20 protein-coding genes are annotated in these 18,685 nt (G+C 63.1%); 7 read left to right on the top strand and 13 right to left on the bottom strand.

The genetic code is table 11. The annotated features are described in order from the left end of the window. Positions 1–41 precede the first annotated feature (41 nt). From SLT36_RS08945 to SLT36_RS08935, 3 genes are read right to left on the bottom strand one after another with little or no spacing between them, the layout of a single operon-like run. Positions 42–1,292 carry an RNA polymerase sigma factor gene (locus SLT36_RS08945; RefSeq protein WP_432286936.1) on the bottom strand — a complete coding sequence of 417 codons (1,251 nt, stop codon included), beginning with the start codon at positions 1,290–1,292 and terminating at the stop codon, positions 42–44. A 1-nt stretch (position 1,293) separates the two neighbouring features. Then, positions 1,294–1,797 carry a YciI family protein gene (locus SLT36_RS08940; protein ID WP_432286934.1) on the bottom strand — a complete coding sequence of 168 codons (504 nt, stop codon included), beginning with the start codon at positions 1,795–1,797 and terminating at the stop codon, positions 1,294–1,296. A 32-nt stretch (positions 1,798–1,829) separates the two neighbouring features. Beyond that, positions 1,830–2,222: an MAPEG family protein gene (locus SLT36_RS08935; RefSeq protein WP_432286933.1), complete on the bottom strand. Its 393-nt coding sequence runs from the start codon at positions 2,220–2,222 to the stop codon at positions 1,830–1,832. Positions 2,223–2,727: 505 nt separating this feature from the next. Between SLT36_RS08935 and SLT36_RS08930 the strand changes: the two genes are divergently transcribed. Continuing rightward, positions 2,728–3,093 carry a VOC family protein gene (locus SLT36_RS08930; protein WP_432286931.1) on the top strand — a complete coding sequence of 122 codons (366 nt, stop codon included), beginning with the start codon at positions 2,728–2,730 and terminating at the stop codon, positions 3,091–3,093. 61 nt (positions 3,094–3,154) lie between these two features. On the opposite strand, the gene SLT36_RS08925 is transcribed toward SLT36_RS08930, so the two are convergent. After that, positions 3,155–4,264 (bottom strand): TRAP transporter substrate-binding protein, encoded by a 1,110-nt coding sequence (locus SLT36_RS08925; protein WP_067958106.1) that lies wholly within the window; start codon positions 4,262–4,264, stop codon positions 3,155–3,157. 297 nt (positions 4,265–4,561) lie between these two features. Here SLT36_RS08925 and SLT36_RS08920 point away from each other — a divergent pair, with 297 nt between their 5' ends. Then, positions 4,562–5,335, top strand: a complete 774-nt coding sequence (locus SLT36_RS08920) for a gamma-glutamyl-gamma-aminobutyrate hydrolase family protein (protein WP_432286929.1) — start codon at positions 4,562–4,564, stop codon at positions 5,333–5,335. A gap of 69 nt (positions 5,336–5,404) precedes the next feature. Here SLT36_RS08920 and SLT36_RS08915 read toward each other — a convergent pair whose 3' ends face one another. The 7 genes from SLT36_RS08915 to SLT36_RS08885 form a co-directional block, all read right to left on the bottom strand. Beyond that, on the bottom strand, positions 5,405–6,322 hold the full coding sequence (locus tag SLT36_RS08915; RefSeq protein ID WP_432286927.1) for a hypothetical protein: 918 nt from the start codon (positions 6,320–6,322) through the stop codon (positions 5,405–5,407). A 2-nt stretch (positions 6,323–6,324) separates the two neighbouring features. Then, the gene (locus SLT36_RS08910) at positions 6,325–6,783 is read right to left on the bottom strand and encodes a hypothetical protein (protein ID WP_432286926.1); all 459 of its coding nucleotides are present in this window, start codon (positions 6,781–6,783) and stop codon (positions 6,325–6,327) included. Between the two features lie 379 nt (positions 6,784–7,162). Further along, the gene (locus SLT36_RS08905; RefSeq protein WP_432286925.1) at positions 7,163–8,146 is read right to left on the bottom strand and encodes a 2-hydroxyacid dehydrogenase; all 984 of its coding nucleotides are present in this window, start codon (positions 8,144–8,146) and stop codon (positions 7,163–7,165) included. Continuing rightward, positions 8,143–9,177 carry a LacI family DNA-binding transcriptional regulator gene (locus tag SLT36_RS08900; protein WP_067958100.1) on the bottom strand — a complete coding sequence of 345 codons (1,035 nt, stop codon included), beginning with the start codon at positions 9,175–9,177 and terminating at the stop codon, positions 8,143–8,145. Before SLT36_RS08900 ends, SLT36_RS08905 begins: the two co-directional genes overlap by 4 nt. 64 nt (positions 9,178–9,241) lie before the next feature. Next, positions 9,242–10,180, bottom strand: a complete 939-nt coding sequence (locus tag SLT36_RS08895) for a DMT family transporter (protein WP_432286923.1) — start codon at positions 10,178–10,180, stop codon at positions 9,242–9,244. Between the two features lie 131 nt (positions 10,181–10,311). Beyond that, positions 10,312–10,824, bottom strand: a complete 513-nt coding sequence (locus SLT36_RS08890; protein ID WP_067966171.1) for a MarR family winged helix-turn-helix transcriptional regulator — start codon at positions 10,822–10,824, stop codon at positions 10,312–10,314. Positions 10,825–11,022: 198 nt separating this feature from the next. Next, on the bottom strand, positions 11,023–11,754 hold the full coding sequence (locus SLT36_RS08885) for an intradiol ring-cleavage dioxygenase (protein ID WP_432286922.1): 732 nt from the start codon (positions 11,752–11,754) through the stop codon (positions 11,023–11,025). A gap of 184 nt (positions 11,755–11,938) precedes the next feature. Here SLT36_RS08885 and SLT36_RS08880 point away from each other — a divergent pair, with 184 nt between their 5' ends. Both SLT36_RS08880 and SLT36_RS08875 read left to right on the top strand, forming a co-directional pair. After that, complete coding sequence (locus SLT36_RS08880; RefSeq protein WP_067958095.1) at positions 11,939–13,021, top strand: CobW family GTP-binding protein; 1,083 nt, start codon at positions 11,939–11,941, stop codon at positions 13,019–13,021. 158 nt (positions 13,022–13,179) lie between these two features. Then, the gene (locus tag SLT36_RS08875; RefSeq protein WP_432286920.1) at positions 13,180–14,154 is read left to right on the top strand and encodes a WD40 repeat domain-containing protein; all 975 of its coding nucleotides are present in this window, start codon (positions 13,180–13,182) and stop codon (positions 14,152–14,154) included. Between the two features lie 35 nt (positions 14,155–14,189). Here the strand turns inward: SLT36_RS08875 and SLT36_RS08870 are convergent, their stop codons facing one another. After that, positions 14,190–14,642 carry a hypothetical protein gene (locus SLT36_RS08870; RefSeq protein ID WP_432286918.1) on the bottom strand — a complete coding sequence of 151 codons (453 nt, stop codon included), beginning with the start codon at positions 14,640–14,642 and terminating at the stop codon, positions 14,190–14,192. 74 nt (positions 14,643–14,716) lie between these two features. Between SLT36_RS08870 and SLT36_RS08865 the strand changes: the two genes are divergently transcribed. Then, the gene (locus SLT36_RS08865; protein ID WP_432286917.1) at positions 14,717–15,148 is read left to right on the top strand and encodes a MarR family winged helix-turn-helix transcriptional regulator; all 432 of its coding nucleotides are present in this window, start codon (positions 14,717–14,719) and stop codon (positions 15,146–15,148) included. A gap of 39 nt (positions 15,149–15,187) precedes the next feature. On the opposite strand, the gene SLT36_RS08860 is transcribed toward SLT36_RS08865, so the two are convergent. Next, positions 15,188–15,619 (bottom strand): hypothetical protein, encoded by a 432-nt coding sequence (locus SLT36_RS08860; protein ID WP_432286915.1) that lies wholly within the window; start codon positions 15,617–15,619, stop codon positions 15,188–15,190. A gap of 172 nt (positions 15,620–15,791) precedes the next feature. Here SLT36_RS08860 and SLT36_RS08855 point away from each other — a divergent pair, with 172 nt between their 5' ends. Together SLT36_RS08855 and SLT36_RS08850 are read left to right on the top strand one after the other, a co-directional pair. Beyond that, positions 15,792–17,177 carry an aspartate aminotransferase family protein gene (locus SLT36_RS08855; protein WP_432286914.1) on the top strand — a complete coding sequence of 462 codons (1,386 nt, stop codon included), beginning with the start codon at positions 15,792–15,794 and terminating at the stop codon, positions 17,175–17,177. Between the two features lie 30 nt (positions 17,178–17,207). Further along, positions 17,208–18,596, top strand: coding sequence for a glutamine synthetase family protein (locus tag SLT36_RS08850; RefSeq protein ID WP_432286913.1), 1,389 nt, complete (start codon positions 17,208–17,210; stop codon positions 18,594–18,596). Positions 18,597–18,685 lie beyond the last annotated feature (89 nt).

Raw genomic sequence — 18,685 nt, 5'->3', positions numbered from 1 at the left:
CCCTTTCTTCTTGTTCCCAAGATGAACGCCAGTCGAGCGGGTCAGCCTAATCGGCCTGCCTCTGCCGATCTCGCCACCTGCTGGGCCCGCCGCCGCAGGAAGGCTGCGTCCGACTCGGAGCCGGCCAGGTCGATGGCCATCGCATAGGCCGCCGCAGCGTCGTTGAACTGCCCCATGCGCGACAGAAGTTCGGCGCGCGCCGGGTGAAAAGGCTGATAGGCCTTGAGCTCGGCGGCCAGTGCATTGAGCGAACGCAATCCAGCCTCCAGCCATCCCGCCTCAGCGAGAGCAACCGCACGATTGAGACGCACGACGGCTGTAGGCTCGAGGCGCAGCAGGCTGTCATAGAGCAGGACGATCTGCGGCCAGTCCGAGACCTCGCCCTGGACGTGACAGGCAGCGATCGCCGCCTTGATCTGGTAGGGCCCCGGCGCACGACGCTGCATCGCCGTCTTGATCAGGCCGAGACCTTCGTCGATCTGCGCCCTGTTCCATTTGGTCCGGTCCTGCTCGGCCAGCGCAACCGTGATGCCTTCGGCATCGACACGGGCGTGGCAGCGCGCCTGGGTGATGAGCAGCAAGGCCAAGCAGCCTTCGATCTCGGGATCGTCAGGGTGAAGTCGGTTCAAGAGCCTGCACAGGAACAACGCTTCCTCGGCGAGGTCGCGGCCGTTGGCCGGGCCGGCGGCATAGCCAGCGGTGTAGATGAGGTAGATGACGGATAGCACCGACTGCAGCCGCGTCGCCCATTCGTCGGGACCCGGTACGGCATAGGGGATGCGTGCGGCTGAAATCTTGGACTTGGCGCGCGACAGCCTTTGTCCCATCGTCGTCTCGGCGTCGAGGAAGACGCGCGCGATCTCCGGGGTCGAGAGGCCGCCTATGGTGCGAAGCGTGAGTGCGACCTGCGACTTGGTTTCCAGTGCCGGATGGCAGCAGGCGAAGATCAGCCGCAGGCGTTCGTCCGGGATGTCGTCTGGATCGTCGGCCGCTTCGTCGCGCACCAGCGGCCTGAGATCATCGACCTTTCGCTCTTCGGACTTGTTCTGCCTGATACGGTCGATCGCCTTGCGATAGGCGGCCTGCAGCAGCCAGCCCTGCGGCGAATACGGCACGCCGTTGCGGCTCCAGTGCGAAACCGCCGACACCATCGCATCCTGAAAGGCTTCCTCGGCGAGCTGGAAACTGCCCAGCCGGGCGATCAGGGCGGACATCAGCCGCCCCCGGTCGTTGCGGACCAGCGCGTCGAGCGCCCTGGTGACAGCAACGGCACCGGAGGCGGCAGAAGCCATGTTACTGCTCTGTCGGATTGTAGCTCATGAGCGGGCGCACCTCGACGGTGCCCCAAGCGGCCGAAGGCACCATCGCGGCATAGCGCAGCGCGCTGTCGAGATCGGGCACGTCGACAACGTAGTAGCCGCCAAGGTGCTCGCGCGTTTCGGCGAACGGACCGTCCATGGTCTCGACCTTGCCGCCGCGCAGCTTCACCGAGGTGGCCGTCTCGATGCCCTGCAGGCCTTCGCCCGAAACCAGTACCTTGTCGGCCTTCATCTGTTCGTTGAGCGCAAAGAAGCCGCCCATCATCGCCTGGAACTCCGGCGTGCCATAGGCCGGTTCGAGCTTCGGGTCGCCGTAGATCAACAGCATGTATTGCATCGTCTTTTTCCCTTCCGTTGCAGTTGTGGCCGTTTGTGCCTGCAGCGGCAACGTCGCTGCGAAGGTGAGTACCAGCGCGGCGCGCAAGAGCTTGCGGCGTTTCTGGAATCGATCGGAGGACTCCCGGAATACCTGGTTCATAAGAAAGCTCCGTGTCTCAGGTTTGTTGCGGATCAGAGCCCAGTGAGGATCCGGACAAGTGCGACGGCGAGCACGAGGACCGCCAGGACGTTGGTGCCGTTGCCGACATAACGCAGCGGGTGGCCGGCATTGTCGATCCTGAGGCCGAGGGGATGGGCGAGCCGGCCGACGACCAGCAGGATGCCGGCAGCGTGCAGCCAGAGCCTGTCGGTACCTTGGGCCTCGGCCAGCACCATCAGGATCAGCACGAACGGCACCCATTCGATGAAGTTGCCGTGCTGGCGGATCTTCTGCAGGAGATTGAGGTCGCCACGATCGCCGATCGAGCAGTTGAGCTCGGAACGGGTGGACGTCACTCTGATCCACAGGACGAACCAGATCGGGGTCAGGAGGAGTGCGTAGAGAGTAGTCGTCGTCAGTGTCATGTCGAAATCACCGTTTGAGATTGCCTATGACCCAAGAACGGAAGCCATCAGCGAATTTCGACATGGCGCAAAAAACAAAATGCGAAATTGCCAAATCATTTCGTGACGAGCCGACGCTCGCAAAGTCTTTCGCGCTGAATAGACGATTCTGCCTAAAGATCGGTGACCCAGAATGCACTTGGAATTGTTTGCCGAGGTGGGCTGGAGAATACAGATAAAAGCAATGACGCGCCCGGGCACATCATCCGCGATGACTAAGATCGCCTTTGCGGAAACCCCGGAAGACTGCTATCCGGCGATCGCCGAAAAAGACATGGCCGGTTCGGTAAGTCCGGTCACTTCCCCTCGGGGAAGCCTGCCCACCGCATCGCGGGAGGACCCACGGCCGGACCGCGATGGCATTTGCCGCGCGACCGGCGGGTCTGTGGCAAATGCATTTGGTCCACTCGATCTCCGGTCGGCTCGGCACATCCTGTCCGCATTCAAACCGAACAGGAGACCAAGAATGAAACTCAACCACGCCAATCTCACCACATCTGACGTCGCCGCCCTTGCCGGCTTCTTCGCCGAGCATTTCGGCTTCAGGCTCGACGCCACGCGCGGCAAGGACGCCTTTGCCGTCCTGGCAGGCAGCGATGGCTTCGCGCTCAACCTGATGAAGCCCGCGAGCGACGACGGCCCTTACCCCTCTGGCTTCCATGTCGGCTTCTTTGTCGACAGCCCCGACATCGTCCGCTCCAAGCAGGCCGAGCTGACCGCCGCCGGCTTCACTCCAGGCGAAGTCCAGGAACTGACCCGCGGCGGCATCAAGTCGACGACCTTCTACTGCAACGCCCCCGGCGGCGTGCTCGTCGAGGTCGCCTCACATTGAGGCACAAGAAAAAACCCCGGAGCGTTGCCCCGGGGTTTTTGAACCAAGCGTTCAGGAAAGCTTAGAGCTTGCCGTTGCGCTGTTGGATCATCATGAAGGTGTCGTAGTTGTATTCGGCGATCTGGGCCCACAGATAGTGGTCCTTGCGGAAGCCCTTGATCGAGTCCCAGATCTTCTTGAAAGCCGGATTGCTGGCTTCCATCTCCGCATAGACCTCGTTGGCCTTGTCGAAGCAGGCCGAGAGGATTTCCGGACTGAACGGACGCAGTTGCGCGCCGTTGGCAACCAGGCTCTTCACCGCCGTCGGGTTGAGGAAGTCGTACTTCTGTAGCATGTTCGCGTCCGCAGCCTGGGCAGCCGTGCGCAGCAGTGCCTTGTAGGCTGCCGGCAGTTCGTCGACCTTGGCCTTGTTGAACATGAAATGGACCGTCGGGCCGCCTTCCCACCAGCCGGGATAGTAGTAGTAGGGCGCGACCTTTTGGAAGCCGAGCTTCTCGTCGTCATAGGGGCCAACCCATTCGGCAGCATCGATGGTGCCCTTTTCCAGCGCCGGATAGATGTCACCGCCGGCGATCTGCTGCGGCACCACGCCGAGCCGCTCCACGACCTTGCCGGCGAAGCCGCCGATGCGCATCTTCAGGCCCTGCAGGTCGGCGACCGTGTTGATCTCCTTGCGGAACCAGCCGCCCATCTGCACGCCGGTGTTGCCGCCGGGCAGACCGTAGAGACCCTGGGTCGCCAAGAATTCGTTGAACAGGTCGATGCCGCCGCCATGGTAGTGCCAGGCGTTCATACCGCGTGCGTTGAGCGCAAACGGTACGGCCGCACCCAGCGCCCACGTGGGGTCCTTGCCCCAGTAATAATATGCCACCGTGTGGCAGGCTTCGACCGTACCGGCGGTCGTGGCGTCGGCCGCCTGCAGGCCGGGCACGATTTCGCCGGCAGCGAAAGGCTGGATGGTGAAGTTGCCGTCGGTGGCTTCCGACAGGTGCTTCGACAGGACTTCAGCACCGCCATAGATGGTGTCGAGCGACTTGGGGAAAGACGACGCGAGCCGCCATGTAATCTTGGGATTGGACTGGGCAATCGCCGGTGCCGCGAGCGTCGCAGCGGCCGCGGCCGCTCCCACGCCGGTGGTACCGGCCTTCCTGATAAATGAACGGCGATCCATCAAAATCCTCCCATAGTGGACCGAAAGACATGCGACGCTGGGGAAATATTTGGCCTCCCACCACTCACGCCGACCGCGACAATACACGGCGAAGGGGATGAGTAAAGCACGCCCGAGAGGGCGGAGAAGCTTTGGCCGCGCAAAACGCTGCGGCAGCGCAAGCATCTAAAACTATAGTCTAAGCCCGCCCGCCTGGCACATACGAGATATGCAAACTTGTGTTGGAAAAGCGCCTCGGGATCGCCTATTTTGTAGGCAGGGAAACAGCCTGCTTTCCACAAGGATTCGAACCCCATCATGCACCAGCCGCTCGTCGCCGTTTCGTCAGACGTCAAGCAGTTCGAGAACTACACCTGGCATGCAGCACCCCAGCAATATCTCGAGGCGGCGATCTCGGGCGCCAGGGTGCTGCCCGTGCTGGTGCCCAATTTCGGCGACCGCCTCGACCTCGATGAGCTGCTCTCGTCGGTCGACGGCGTCATGCTGACTGGCTCGAAGTCCAACGTCGATCCTCGCCTCTATGGCGAGGAAGCGACCGAAGCGAATGGCCCCTACGACTTCGCCCGTGACTCGACCACCATGCCGCTGATCCGCAAGGCGATCGAACGCGGCGTGCCGCTGCTCGCCATCTGCCGCGGCATTCAGGAGCTCAACGTGGCGCTCGGCGGTTCGCTCGCCACCGAGATCCAGGAGCGCGAAGGCATTGCCGATCACCGGGCTCCGGTCAGCGACAACCAGGACGAACGCTTCGCCATCCACCAGGTGGCGACCATCAAGCCGGGCAGCTGCCTTGCCGGCGTGTTCGGCCCAGGCGACATCCTGGTCAACTCGGTCCACCGCCAGGCGGTCGAGCGTCTAGGATCGAAGCTTCAGGTCGAGGCCGTGGCGCCTGACGGCACAGTGGAAGCCGTGTCGGTTCGAGATTCGCGTGCCTTCGCCGTCGGCGTGCAATGGCACCCCGAATACTGGGTCAAGTCCGACGACGTCTCGCAACGCATCTTCAAGGCATTTGGCGATGCGGTGCGCGCGCATGCGGTCGCCCGGCAGGCTGCACGGACGGCAGCAGAGTAGCTTTCCGCCTCCCACTTGACCGAGCCCGCCGACCGATCCGGCATTGCCGCACCGAACGTGGCGCGACGGTCAGTTCGGGTTGATGATTTTCCACATCTTGTTGAATGGAAACGCGAACACCAGGTTCGGTGCGACGCCACCGAAGACAAGTCCGCAGGCCACAACCTCGGCGCCCTCCGACCGGCAAAGCAGAGCACCGGAATGCCCTTTGCCGACGGCACCAGCAACCATCTGCAACTGCCAGAATTCGGCATAAGGCACGTGGATTCCATCGACGTTGATGGTAACGCTGCCGACCACCCGCTCGGGGAATGCACATTCGAACTGCTGACCGTTGACGCGATACCAATATCGATGCGCAGACAGCGTTTCGATGCCTTCGAGCCGATCGACATCGTTGTCCAGATCGAGAATCATGAAGTCATCGACGGTGAAGGCCGGGTTGACTTCGATACGCGCCACGTCATGCGTTGTGATGATACCTGGCCGAAGTTGCGACGCATTGGCGACCACGCCGAAACGATAGAACTGGCCGTCAGTCCGGTTGAGCACATCGACCGGGCCGGCCGCTCCACCCGCAGCGGCATTCACCACGACATGGGCGTTGGTGAGCAGGAATTTTCGCCCGCCGTCGGTGTAGGCAACCGCACACACGCCGACATCGTTGTCGAAAGCTCGCAGTATATGGCCTGAACGCAGGCCGAAGGTGGTCGGCTCGGAACCGAGTTCCGTCACATCCGTCGCAATGGTGTCCGCTGTGCGGCCATCCGTAGCCAGCCAATCGATCTGCTTTGGAATGGCGTCTTCGCGAGCCACTTGCTCCTTCCGCGCCACGTAGAAGTTGAGCGACTTCTCGGGCAGCCTGACGCCATTCTTCACCTTGTGGCCAACTGTCATGTAGCGGACATTGCGTTTCGAGGTCAGCGCCTCGAAATCCGCAGCGCCGGAGCGTCGGATGTCCCACACCGTCGGAAGACGTCTGGACATGGCTAATTGACGTTGATGGTGCCGCCGGGTGATGTACCGGCACCGGCAGGCGTCGCTGGAACCACTGTCTGGCGTTCGGGTACCTTGAGCAGCGTCGAGTCGGAAACCAGCGGGCGCAAACCAGTGATGTTGCCGTCGTTGTCGAAGACGATGTCATAGACGCCGAAGCGGTTGCCGGAGCCTCCGGCCTTGCCGCTGAAGGCATCACCGATGGGATTGCCGCTTTTCACCGCCTCCTCGATCAACTGGATGAGCGCGACCGCGACGGCTGTCGTGTCCTGGTTGCTCTTGACCTTGGTCAAGAAGCCATTCTGGAACTCGGCCTCGAAGTCATGCTTGGCGAGGAAGGTGCTGAACCTCAGCGCATAGGCCCTGTTGTAGTTGGGCACCATCAGCAGACTGACGCTGTCACCACTTACAACAAGCAGCGGCTTGACTTCGTAGATACGAATTCCCGCCACCGGTGAGTTTCCCTTCACCGGGACAGCCGTGACATTGGCGCAAGCGGGAAGCGCCAGAGCCATACAACAGATAAAAATTCTGGATTGCCACCTAGACATCTTGCGATCCCCCAACCGCGCTGTGCCTATGTAAAGTATTACACTTCCTTAATACAACCACAAGAGAAAATTGTCATTATTACTTACACTGATATCTGACACGCAAAATGCGTGAAAGAAGAAGCGGTTAGCATATACGTGACGAGAGGGCGGAGCCAAAACCTCAGAGACGGGAATGCCCCTTCCAACTTCATCTAGTCTGCGCGACCTGCAGTTCAGGACTGATCAGCACCTGCAATGATCCGACAGACTTTCCGTTGAACTTGCCGAATGGTGGTTGCTATGCCCGGGCCGTCACGTCAGCGGTCTCGGGTACCGGCGTCAGCGCCCGGCGCGCATGTGAAAACCACGAAAAGATGTTGTCGGCCGCAAGGTCGGCCATCGCTTGCCGGGTATGAACTGTGGCGGAGGCCACGTGGGGCAGCAACGTAGCGTTCGGCAAGTCGATGAGGGCCTGCGGCACATTGGGCTCGTCAGCGAAGACGTCGAGGCCGGCGGCAAGGATCGTGCCTTTCGACAGGGCATCGACAAGCGCTGCCTCATCGACGGTGGCGCCACGGCCGACATTGACGAAAACCCCGTTGGCGCCGAGCGCCTCGAAAATGCCGGCATCGACAATCTTTGCGGTCTGCAGCGTGGCTGGCGCAACCGACACAAGCGTGTCGACAGACAAAGCCAGTTCCTTCAGCGTCGGATGGTAGGCGTACGCCAAGCCCTCGACCGGGCGGCGGTTGTGGTAGGCGATCGGCAGTCCGAAAGCTTCGAGCCGGCGGGCGATGGCACGACCGATGCGGCCCATGCCGAAGATGCCGATGCGGCGGCCGCGCAGCGTGCCCGGCGTCAGCCGATAGTCACCCTCGCTGACCCAGCGCCCGTCGCGCAGCCATATCTCGGCCCGTGGCAGCTCGCGCACAGCGTTGATGAGCAGGCCGACCGCCGCGTCTGCAACCTCTTCGGTCAGGACGTCAGGCGTGTTGATGACCATGATGCCGCGCAGGCCGGCGTGGCGCGCATCCACACCGTCGTAGCCGACGCCGAAATTGGCGATGATTTCGAGATTGGGGAGTGCGTCGATGAAGCCTGCATCGACGCGGCCTGCCGAGGCTATGCCACGGACCTTGGCCTTCATTTCATCTGTCAGCAGCGCCGGATCGCCCGATGCGAGATGGACAAGCGGGAATGCCGATCTGAGTCGCTCGGTGACGCGGGCGTGCAGCAGTCCGGGAATCAGGACTGACGGCGCCTCGATGGCTGGCACAGTCATGTGCGCTCTTTGGGCTTTCCCGTCGACTGCCTGACATGCAGCTCGGGCTTGATCAGTTCCTGCGACGGGCGCACCGACTGGCCGTTGAGCTTGTCTAGAAGCGCGCTTGCCGCTCGACGGCCGACCTCGCGCTGGCCGTTCCACACAGTGGTCAGCGCCGGCGTCGCGATCTGCGCTTCCTCGAGATCGTCGTAGCCGGTGACGGAAACGTCGATGCCCGGCACGAGGCCGGCACGCGCGATGCCGTTCATCAGGCCGATGGCGACGAGGTCGTTCCAGCAGCAGGCTGCGGTCGGCTTGTCCTTCAGCGCCAGGAACTGTCCGGCCGCCTCGAAGCCGCCCTGCTTGGTGCGCGGTCCGGCGATGCGCCAGGTCGGCAGCACTTCCAGGCCCGCCGCTTCCATGGCGTTGAGATAACCCTGATAGCGGTGGCGGCCGGTCGAGGTCTGGTCGGTGCCGCCGATCATGGCGATGCGCTTGTGGCCGAGCGAGATCAGGTGGTTGGTGGCAAGCGCCGTGCCATAGGCGTCGTCGCCGCGAAAAACGGGCACCTCTGCACCTTCGACAGAGCGCGCGATCAACACCGCCGGCAGGCCGTTCTCCTCGGCCATGATGATGTCCTCGGGCGGCGTGCCGATGGCTGGCGACATGATCACGCCATCGGCGCCAAGCTGCAAAAGCGTGTCGACGAAGGTGCGCTGCTTCTCCAGATCGTCATAGTGGTTGGAGAGAATGAAGGTCTGGCGGCTGCGGTCGAGCTCGCTCTCGATGGAGCGCAGGATCTCGGCATAGAACGGATTCATGATGTCGTGGACGACGACGCCCACGATGCCCGAGCGCGAGGTGCGCAAGCTGGCGGCGCGGCGGTTGTAGATGTAGCCGATCTCGCGGGCATGCTGCTTGATGCGATCACGGGTGACGTCAGCGACAAGAGGGCTGTCGCGCAGCGCAAGCGATACTGTCGCGGTCGAAACGCCGAGCGCGTCGGCTATCGTCGAAAGCTTGATCTTCTGAGCCAGCGGGCCCTCCATCCGCAAGCGTGAACGGACGGTCTTTTAAACCGTTTAAAGCCGTATGCCATTGTTCAACGGCAAATCAAAGCTTTTTTGCCAGCTCTTCGGTTTCGGCACTCGGCGCGGCGCGGTTCCGGACCCTCAGCGTATGCTCGCGGTGGATGATGTAGAGGCCGCTGGCAACGATGATCGCGGCACCGGCAAGCGTCCAGCGGTCGGGCAACTGGTCGAACACCAGCCAGCCCAGGATGATCATCCAGACCATCTGCAGATAGGGGTAAGGCGCAAGTGCCGTGGCAGAGGCGCGCTGGTAGGCCTTGATCAGCAGCCAGTGGCCGAAGCCGCCGAAGACGCCGAGCCCGAACAACACCAGCCAGTCATAAAGATGTATCGGCAGCGAACCGGCGAGCGGCACGGCCGGCAGCATGAAGAGCGCAGGAACCACTGCCGAATAGAGGATCAGGCTCTCGGCCGTCTCGCGCCTGCCCATCTGACGCGTCATGATGGTGTACAGCGACGAGCTCAGCATGGCGCAGAGCGAAAAGATGTGCCCCATGTCGAAGCCGCCGAAGCCCGGCCGGGTGATGACGAGCACGCCGATGAAGCCGACGAAGACCGCGAGCCATCGCCGCCAGCCGGCCCATTCGCCAAGCAGCGGCCCGGCAAGGGCGGTGATGACCATCGGGCTGGCGAAGTTGATCGACACGGTTTCGGCCAGTTGCAGGGTCTGCAGCGCGAGGAAATTGAAGATCGTCGAGCCGAACATGAAGACGGCGCGCAGGATCTGCAGCCACAGGCTCTGCGGCACCAGCCGCTCCGGCCGCTCCCAGGCCTTGAACAGCACGAGCACGATCAGCGCATGTACGGCAAAACGCACCCAGGTGACGAAGGGTGCCGCCATGCCTGATGTGACGAGATGCTTGGCGCTGGTGTCGAGGAAGGAAAACACCAGGCCCGAGGCAAATATCAGCAGGATCGCCGATGATGGCGTTGCGGTTTCTGCTGGTTTTTGAGGAGACACGCTGGCAGGCCGGGCAAATGACTAGGGATGCTTGGCTATTGCGCCTATCGCGGATGCCCAGCAAGGCAAAAGACGTAGACCAGGCTATTTTCCATCCCGGATACCGGGATGGAATGTCTCTGCCGTGACGGTTACTCCGCCGCTTCGGCTTCCACTTCGGGCTCGACCTCGGTCGTGCCCTCGACGTCGGCGGCAGCCTCGTCGTCGATCAGGGTCAGGTCGGACAGGTTGGCCTCGATGCGCAGCAGGAGCTTGGAAAGCTGCTTGACGTCCTTCTTGTCAAAACCTTTGAGCGCTTGCTTTTCGGTCTTCTTGACCGACTTCTCGACGGCGCGGATGGCGTCACGGCCGGTCTCGGTGAGGAAGATGTGGGCCTGGCGGGCGTCGGTGTCGGATGCGCGCTTTTCCAGGAACCCCTGGGCCTGCAGCCGGTTGATGGTCTTGGTGATTGTCGGCGGCCGCACGCCGAGGCGCGAAGCGAGCTGGCCGGGGGTCTGGCCGTCATCATCGTGCAGCGACAGCATGATCTGGTCCTGGCCGGCATAAAAACCATGCGCCAGAAGCCGTGCGGCCAGCGAGGTGCGCGCCAGTCGGGCGACCTGGTGAAGCCGGCTCATCGCCGCGCCTTTGTTGGACTTGGACATCCGCATCTCCTGCGCCACGCCTCGTACCGTGATGGCCGAGAATAGTTGCTGCGTGGCCCTTTGCAATCGACCGCACGGGAGATTGTTGCCTGCTCGTTTTGCCGGCAACCGACCACCCGCACGAGCGCTCTGTGCCAGACGCATGTTACAGTTCGATGACAGATACGCTTCGCCGGCAAATCTTCCAGTCGATAGACGTCATCCTGCCCGTCTCACGGCAACGATCATCAGCGCCTCGTAGGCGAATGCGGCTTCGCGCACCGTGCTCTGCACGCCGGAACCGGCGCGGCGCAGGATGCCGTCGTCGGCGTTCATCGTGTCGCGTTGTCCGCCACGCTGATTGTAGGGCGCCCTGGTCGAGAAGATCTGCTCGCTGAGATCGTCGGGAAAGAACATCTGCCCGGTCATGGCCCTGCCCTCCTCCGGAAACGCCTTGAAGTGGATGTGGGTGGTGCGACCGCGGTACCAGCCGGGATAGATGGTCTGGAAAGTCGCGATGCCGGCCGTGTCGGCCCGCTGCCAGCCGCGCAGGAATTTTTCGCCTGACGTATCGACGTCGCGATTGTCGCCCTGGCCGGGATAGCCGGAATAGTGCCCCGTCGCGTCGCAGTGCCAGAGATCGACGCGCGCGCCCTCGATCGGGTTGCATGCTTCATCGACGATCTGCAGGCGCACGGTGAGGTCGACACCCTCACGACCTTCGGCGATTTCGCTGCGCTCGAGCTCCGGGTCGAAATAATAGGGCCCTTCGGTGGTTTCAGGCGTGATCGAGCAGACGCCGGCTTCCGGCAAGAGCAGCGAGTTCGCTTGCGGCGAGGCTTGCTGCGCAAACAGCTGCACCGGCACGAGCGCGCTGCCGCCCGCCGTCACCGCAATCAGGCCAAGCGCCCGGCGGCGGTTGAGTGTGCTGGGGAAAGGTGCCTTGCGCATGGCTGGGTGTCTCCACGAATGGGTCGGCAAGCCCCTTGCCTGACCGTCAATCTAGGTGCGGTCGCACCTCGCTCCCAATGAAACTTCCGTAATGTTCATCAGGTGGCGCCATCATGCCGTTTGAGACGTGCAAAAGCTTGGCCGGCATCCTATATGAGGCCTCTATTCGATCCCGAGGACGACAATGACCGAAACCCAGACCCAAATCCCCGTCACCGTGCTGACCGGCTATCTCGGTTCCGGCAAGACGACCCTACTCAACCGCATCCTTTCCGAGAACCATGGCAAGCGATATGCGGTCATCGTCAACGAATTCGGCGAGATCGGCATCGACAACGACCTGATCGTAGAATCCGACGAGGAAATCTACGAGATGAACAATGGCTGCGTCTGTTGCACCGTCCGCGGCGACCTGATCCGCGTCGTCGAAGGCTTGATGCGCCGCCCGGGCCGTTTCGACGCCATCGTCGTCGAGACCACCGGCCTCGCCGACCCGGTGCCGGTCGCCCAGACCTTTTTCATGGACGACGACGTCCGTTCCAAGACCAAGCTCGACGCGGTCGTGGCGCTCGTCGACGCCAAGCACCTGCCGCTGCGCCTCAAGGACAGCCGCGAGGCAGAAGACCAGATCGCCTTCGCCGACGTCGTCGTGCTGAACAAGACCGACCTGGTTACATCAGACGAGTTGCGCGACGTCGAGGCTGCCGTCCGCGCCATCAACCCGTCCGCCAGGATCCATCGAACCACCCGCGCCGGCGTGGCGCTTGACCAGGTGCTCGACCGCGGCGCTTTCGACCTGAAGCGCGTGCTGGCCGACGACCCGCATTTCCTCGACGCCCATGATCATGACCACCACCACGATCATGAATGCGGCCCGAACTGCGACCACGACCACCATCATCACCACCACGATCATGACCATCATGATCACGACCACCACGAGCATGGCGCGGTGTCGCCGATCCACGACGTGACGGTGCAGTCGGTGTCGCTGCGCGGCGGCGAGATGGATTCCAAAAAGTTCTTCCCCTGGATCGAGAAGATCACCCAGATGGAAGGCCCCAACATCCTGCGCCTCAAGGGCATTATCGCCATCAAGGACGATCCGGACCGCTACGTCATCCAGGGCGTGCACATGATCATCGAAGGCGACCACCAGCGTGCCTGGAAGGACGACGAAAAGCACGAGAGCCGGCTGGTATTCATCGGCCGCGAGCTCGACGCCGAGCGTCTGAAGCGCAGCTTCGAGGCTTGCCAGGCAGCCTAGCCATCGGAAAACCCACGGCCCTCGATGTATCGGGGGCCGGTCGCTCGCCTCGCCTCGGATGCGAGTTGAGCGCCAGCGTCGACCCAGTGTCGAAGTTGACGCTTGCTCACCCTGTCCTTAGGGGTGAGGACAAATCAGCACCGGAAGTTTTACAGCCCATGCCGACAGTCGCCCCGCTTGATCTCGACGGACATTGCGTCACTGCAAGCTTCCTCGACGACATTCCGTTCTTTGCGCTTGCCGACGGCATGGTGCACTGGCTCGACCATGGCCAGAAGTCGGTCAGGCTGCATGACGGGCTGCTGTCGGCGACGACGACGGCCAAAAACGACCTGATGATCTCGGGCGGCGAAGACGGCAAGGTGATGACGCTGACCTCGGCCGGCGTTGCGGCTGAACTGGCCAGCGTCGGCAAGAAGTGGGTGACGTCGGTCGCTTCAGGCCCGCAGGGTGCCGTGGCTTACGCCAGTGGCCGCAATGCCTGGGTGCGCTTCGCCGACGGCAAGACCAAGGAGTTCGCCCACCCGCGCTCGGTCGAGGGCGTGGCCTTTTCGCCGAAGGGCATGCGCATCGGCGTTGCCCGCTACAATGGCGCGACGCTGCATTTCCCCGCCGCCGACGGCACGCCGACCGAACTGCAATGGGACGGTGCGCATACCGGCATCACGTTTTCGCCCGACGGCGCATTCCTGGTGACCACCATGCAGGAAAACGCCCTGCACGGCTGGAAACTCGTCGATGCCAAGCACATGCGCATGACCGGCTATCCCGCCAAGGTGAAGAGCCTGTCGTGGAGTGCCAAGGGCAAATGGCTGGCCAGCTCCGGCGCGCCGGCGGCGATCGTCTGGCCCTTCACAGGCAAGGACGGCCCGATGGGCAAGGCGCCGCTGGAACTCGGCACGCGCGGCAACACCATGGTGACCTCGGTCGCCTGCCATCCGAGCGAAGACATCGTCGCTATCGGCTATGAGGACGGCATGGTGCTGGCCGTGCGTTTTGCCGATGCCAAGGAAGTGCTTCTGCGCCGCCCCGGCAAGGGCGCCATCACCTCGATGGCCTGGGACAAGGAAGAACGCCGCCTCGCCTTCGGCAGCGCCGCCGGCGATTGCGGCGTCATCGACATCACCGGCTAGCGCCCGCAGTTCCGGCAAAGTCTTTCCCTGTTCCCTCAGCCTGCACGCACAGCCCTCGCCGGTCTGTGCCGCAGCGCCAGGCCATCGCGCATGTTGAGCGAGAGGAGCGCGATGTTGACGGCACCTGCGGCAAGCTCAAGCGTCTGCAAGATGATGAAGGCCGTATCGAAACGGCCTTCCGCCGCCCAGCCGGCAAGTACATAGGCCGACGGCAGCAGCACCAGCAGGCCATTGGCGGCGACGATGCGCATGCGCCGCTTCTTGTGCTGGACGACAGGGCGCCTCCAGCCCTTGCCGAGCGAGAATCCCGTGCCACCGGCAACGATCATCGCCGGGATGAGAACCACCATGCCGGCGAGAATTGCGGCCTTTGCCGTGGCGATGATTTCGGCGTTGCCGGTCAGTTCAGCGGCAATTGTGGCAATCCAGAAACAGCTGACAGTGAGCAAGGCAACCCCGCCGGCCGCGGCATGAAGTTTCGCTTTCATCGTCGAACCTCCGATTTATATAGCAAGCTATATATCATTGCATAGCATGCTATTCAACGACTATTTGTCGGACCATGGCCTTTCAGAAAGAACGTTCCGCCGGATACCTTGCCAACCAGATGGCACGCCTGTTCGCCAAAGGGCTGCATGAGCGCATCCGCCCCCTCGACCTGGCGCCGGCACAGTTCATGACGCTGCAGGCGTTGTGGGACGAAGATGGCTTGCCCCAGAGCGAACTGGTACGGCGCCTCGACGTCGAGCAGGCGACGATGGCCAATACGCTGACCAGGATGGAGCGTGACGGGCTGATCGAGAGGCGCGCCAACCCGGCCGACGGACGCTCGCAGGCAATCCACCTGACGCCAAGGGCCAAGGCGCTGCGCGACCCGGCAACTGCCGCTGCCCGCGCCCAGAACGAGGCCGCTTTGGCCGACTTTTCCGAAGAGGACCGGGAAACTTTTCTGGCGCTGATGCGCCGCGCCATCGCCGCCATGCATAAGGATTGACCGTCGGCGTGCACTCCGATGGCGGCTTGGCCGGCTGGACTATTCGACCAGGCAGGTGGCGCGGCCGGTGAAATTGTAGGTCTTGCCGTCGCCGCCGGTGGCGTCCGTCATGTCGAACACTGTTACCGAATACTGACCGATATAGTCGCCCTCGTCGCCTGATTTGGTCCGGACCGTGATCTCGACATAGCCATGTGGCTTGTCGCCTTCGCGCTCGCGGTAGACGACCATGCGCAACTCCTCGCCATCGAGCCAGTATTGCGCGAGATGGTCGCGCTCGAAGCTCATCTTGCGCAGGTCCTGCGAAATCGCCTTGTCCGAAATCTCGATTTCGCCGCGGAAGTTGAACACCGGGCTGCCCATGCCGCGAGTGACGCCACTCTCGATGGTCAGCTTCACTGCCTCATCCTTGGCACCGCAAGAGAGCCCGCCAGAGGCACCGGCCGGGCCCGCCGCAAGCAGGATCGACATGGCAGTCATCATAGCACGCATCGCTCATCACCCCCAAAGCACAGTGTCATGATCGCCATTGCGATCGATGGGTCAAGATGGCCGCGCTGAGCCAACAGAGAGACTTGCAACGGCCAGTTGCCGTTTGTGGGAACGGCTGGCTAGAGTGGCGCCCGTCTGTCCAATGGGAGCCATGATGAACCGTATCGAACGACCTGAAGCCACCGAAGGCGGCGTGCCTTTGTCGCGCATCGCCGAACTTGCAGCGACGGAGGCGGAAATCTTCCGCCGCGCCCGCCCAAAATCGGAGGCCGCGGTGGGCAACGGCATGGCCGGGTTCTTCAACGGCGTTCCGATGCACTGGATGAAAGACTGGCCGACGCCCTTTCCCATCCTGGTCGACAAGGCGAGCGGCGCCACGATCACCGACATCGACGGCATCAGGCTGGCCGACTTCTGCCTTGGCGATACCGGCTCGATGTTCGGTCATTCACCGGCACCCGTCGCCCGCGCGATTCGCCGGCAGGCGGCCCGCGGGCTGACCTACATGCTGCCGTCGGAGGATTCGCTCACGCTCGGCCTGCTGCTGGCAAGGCGCTTCGGCCTGCCGCATTGGCAGATCGCGACGACAGCCACCGACGCCAACCGCTTCGCCCTGCGCGTCGCTCGCGCCATCACCGGCCGCGACAAGATCCTCGTCTTCAACGGCTGCTACCACGGCTCGGTCGACGAGACGATGGTGCGGCTCGACGGCGGCAAGCCGATCAACCGCCCGGGACTATCAGGCGAGTTCCGCGATCTCACCCAGCGCACCCGCATCGTCGAGTTCAACGATCTTGCGACGCTGGAGAAGGCGCTGAGCCATGGCGACGTCGCCTGCGTCATTACAGAGCCGGTGCTGACCAATTCCTGCATGGTGCTGCCTGAGCCCGGCTTCCTCGAAGGCGTGCGCACGCTGACGCGGCAAGCCGGCACGCTGCTCCTGATCGACGAGACCCACACCATCTCGACCGGCCCCGGCGGCTATACAAGCAAGCACAATCTCGAGCCCGACCTGTTCGTGCTCGGCAAGCCCGTCGCCGGCGGCGTGCCGGCCAGTGTCTGGGGCATGAGCGAGGAGGTCGCCGCCCGCTACGCCGCCTACAATGCGACAAGGGAGCCGGGCTATTCCGGCATGGGCACGACGCTGTCGGCCAATCCTCTGCAGTTCGCGGCGATGCGCGCCACGCTCGAAGAGGTGATGACGGAGGCGGCCTACGCCCACATGGAAAAGCTGGCCGAACGGCTGTCCACGGGCCTCGACAAGGCGATCCGAAAACGGAAACTGCCCTGGCACGTGATGCGTGTCGGCGCTCGCGTCGAATTCATCTGCGCCTCCGGTCCGCTGCGCAATGGCGGCGAGGCCGAGCATGCCCACGCCTCCCGGCTGGAGGCTGCCATGCATGTGGCGCTGGTCAATCGCGGCGTGCTGATCGCGCCGTTCCACAACATGATGCTGGTCTCTCCGGTGACGACAGCGCGGCAGGTCGACAAGCTGATCGCAGCGTTCGGCGACATTGCCGCCCGTCTTGCGGCATGAGACAAGGCACAAGGACAATCGAGTGACATCATGACATCACCTTCCGGCTCGACCGTCGACGAAGCGAGAGCCTTCCTCGACGCGAACCCAGACATCGAAGCCTTCGATATCGTGCTGACGGACGCCAATGGCGTCGGCCGTGGCAAGATCATCCGCCGCCACGAACTGATGGGACTTTACGAAGGCGGGCGCCACCTGCCCATCTCCATCCTCGGCCTCGACATCACCGGCGAGGACGTCCACGAGACCGGCCTGATCTGGGATTCCGGCGATGGCGACCTCCGCGCCTGGCCGATACCTGGCACGCTGAAGCCTTTGCATGGCACCAGCCCCGCCCGCGGCCAGGTGCTGATGTCGATGTTCCATCTCGACGGCGCGCCAATGACTTCGGACCCTCGGCTGGCGCTGAAGCGACAGGTCGACAGGCTGGCTGAAAAGGGCCTCTATCCTGCCGGCGCCTTCGAGCTCGAGTTCTTCCTACTCGCCAACGAGCGCGACGGCGACGGCAAGGTCCAGCCGGCCCGTGCCGTGCTTGACGGCCGCGCCTCCGGCAAGACCGAGGTCTACTCGGTCGACCACCTGCACGGCATGGAGCCGCTGTTCTCTGACATCTATGCCGCCGCAAAAGTGCAAGGCATCCCGGCCGAGACCGTGATCTCGGAATATGCGCCGGGTCAGTACGAACTCACCTTGCGCTACCGCAAGGACGTCATGCAGGCGGCCGACGACCTGTTGATGCTGAAGCGGCTGGTGCGCGCTCAGGCTCGCCGCCATGGCGTCACTGCCTGCTTTATGGCCAAGCCGATCGAGAAATATGCCGGCTCGGGCATGCATTTCCACGTCTCGCTGCTCGACAGCGACGGCAATAACGTCTTCACCGAAACCGCGGAAGGCAGCTGGGAGCCGAAACTGCTGCACGCGCTCGGCGGCCTCGCCGAGACGATGGCGGAATCGATGCTGGTGTTTGCGCCGCATGCAAACTCGTGGCGTCGCTTCGTCTCCCAGTCCTACGCACCGGTGGCCCCCACCTGGGGCGTCAACAACCGCTCGGTGGCGCTGCGCGTGCCGGCGGGCGACGCCAGGAACCGCCGCATCGAGCACCGTCCCTCCGGCGTCGACGCCAACCCCTATCTCGTCGCCGCGACCATCCTCGCCGGCATCTCGAAAGGGCTGGAGGAGCAGCTCGATCCTGGCCCGGAAACGTCTGGCAACGGCTACGAACAGGCCGAAGGTACTGAAAGCGTGATGCCGCCGGACTGGCGCTCGGCGATCGAGGCGGCGAAAGCGTCGGAGTTTCTCCGCGAGGCACTGGGCCACGACCTGCACCGCACGTTTACGGCGATCAAGGAAAGCGAATATTTCCGCGTCGCCCGCACGGTGAGCGAGCTCGACTACCACCTTTATCTGCACGAGGTGTGATCCCCGGGATGGCGGCTAATACCGCCATCCATTCGCCGACGCGTCGTTCACATTTGCCGCATCATAGCGAACCCTCTGGCCTTGGCAGG

The sequence above is a fragment of the Aminobacter sp. BA135 genome, from assembly GCF_050859125.1.
Lineage (GTDB): Bacteria > Pseudomonadota > Alphaproteobacteria > Rhizobiales > Rhizobiaceae > Aminobacter > Aminobacter ciceronei.
This window is presented reverse-complemented; position numbering and strand designations above follow the sequence as displayed.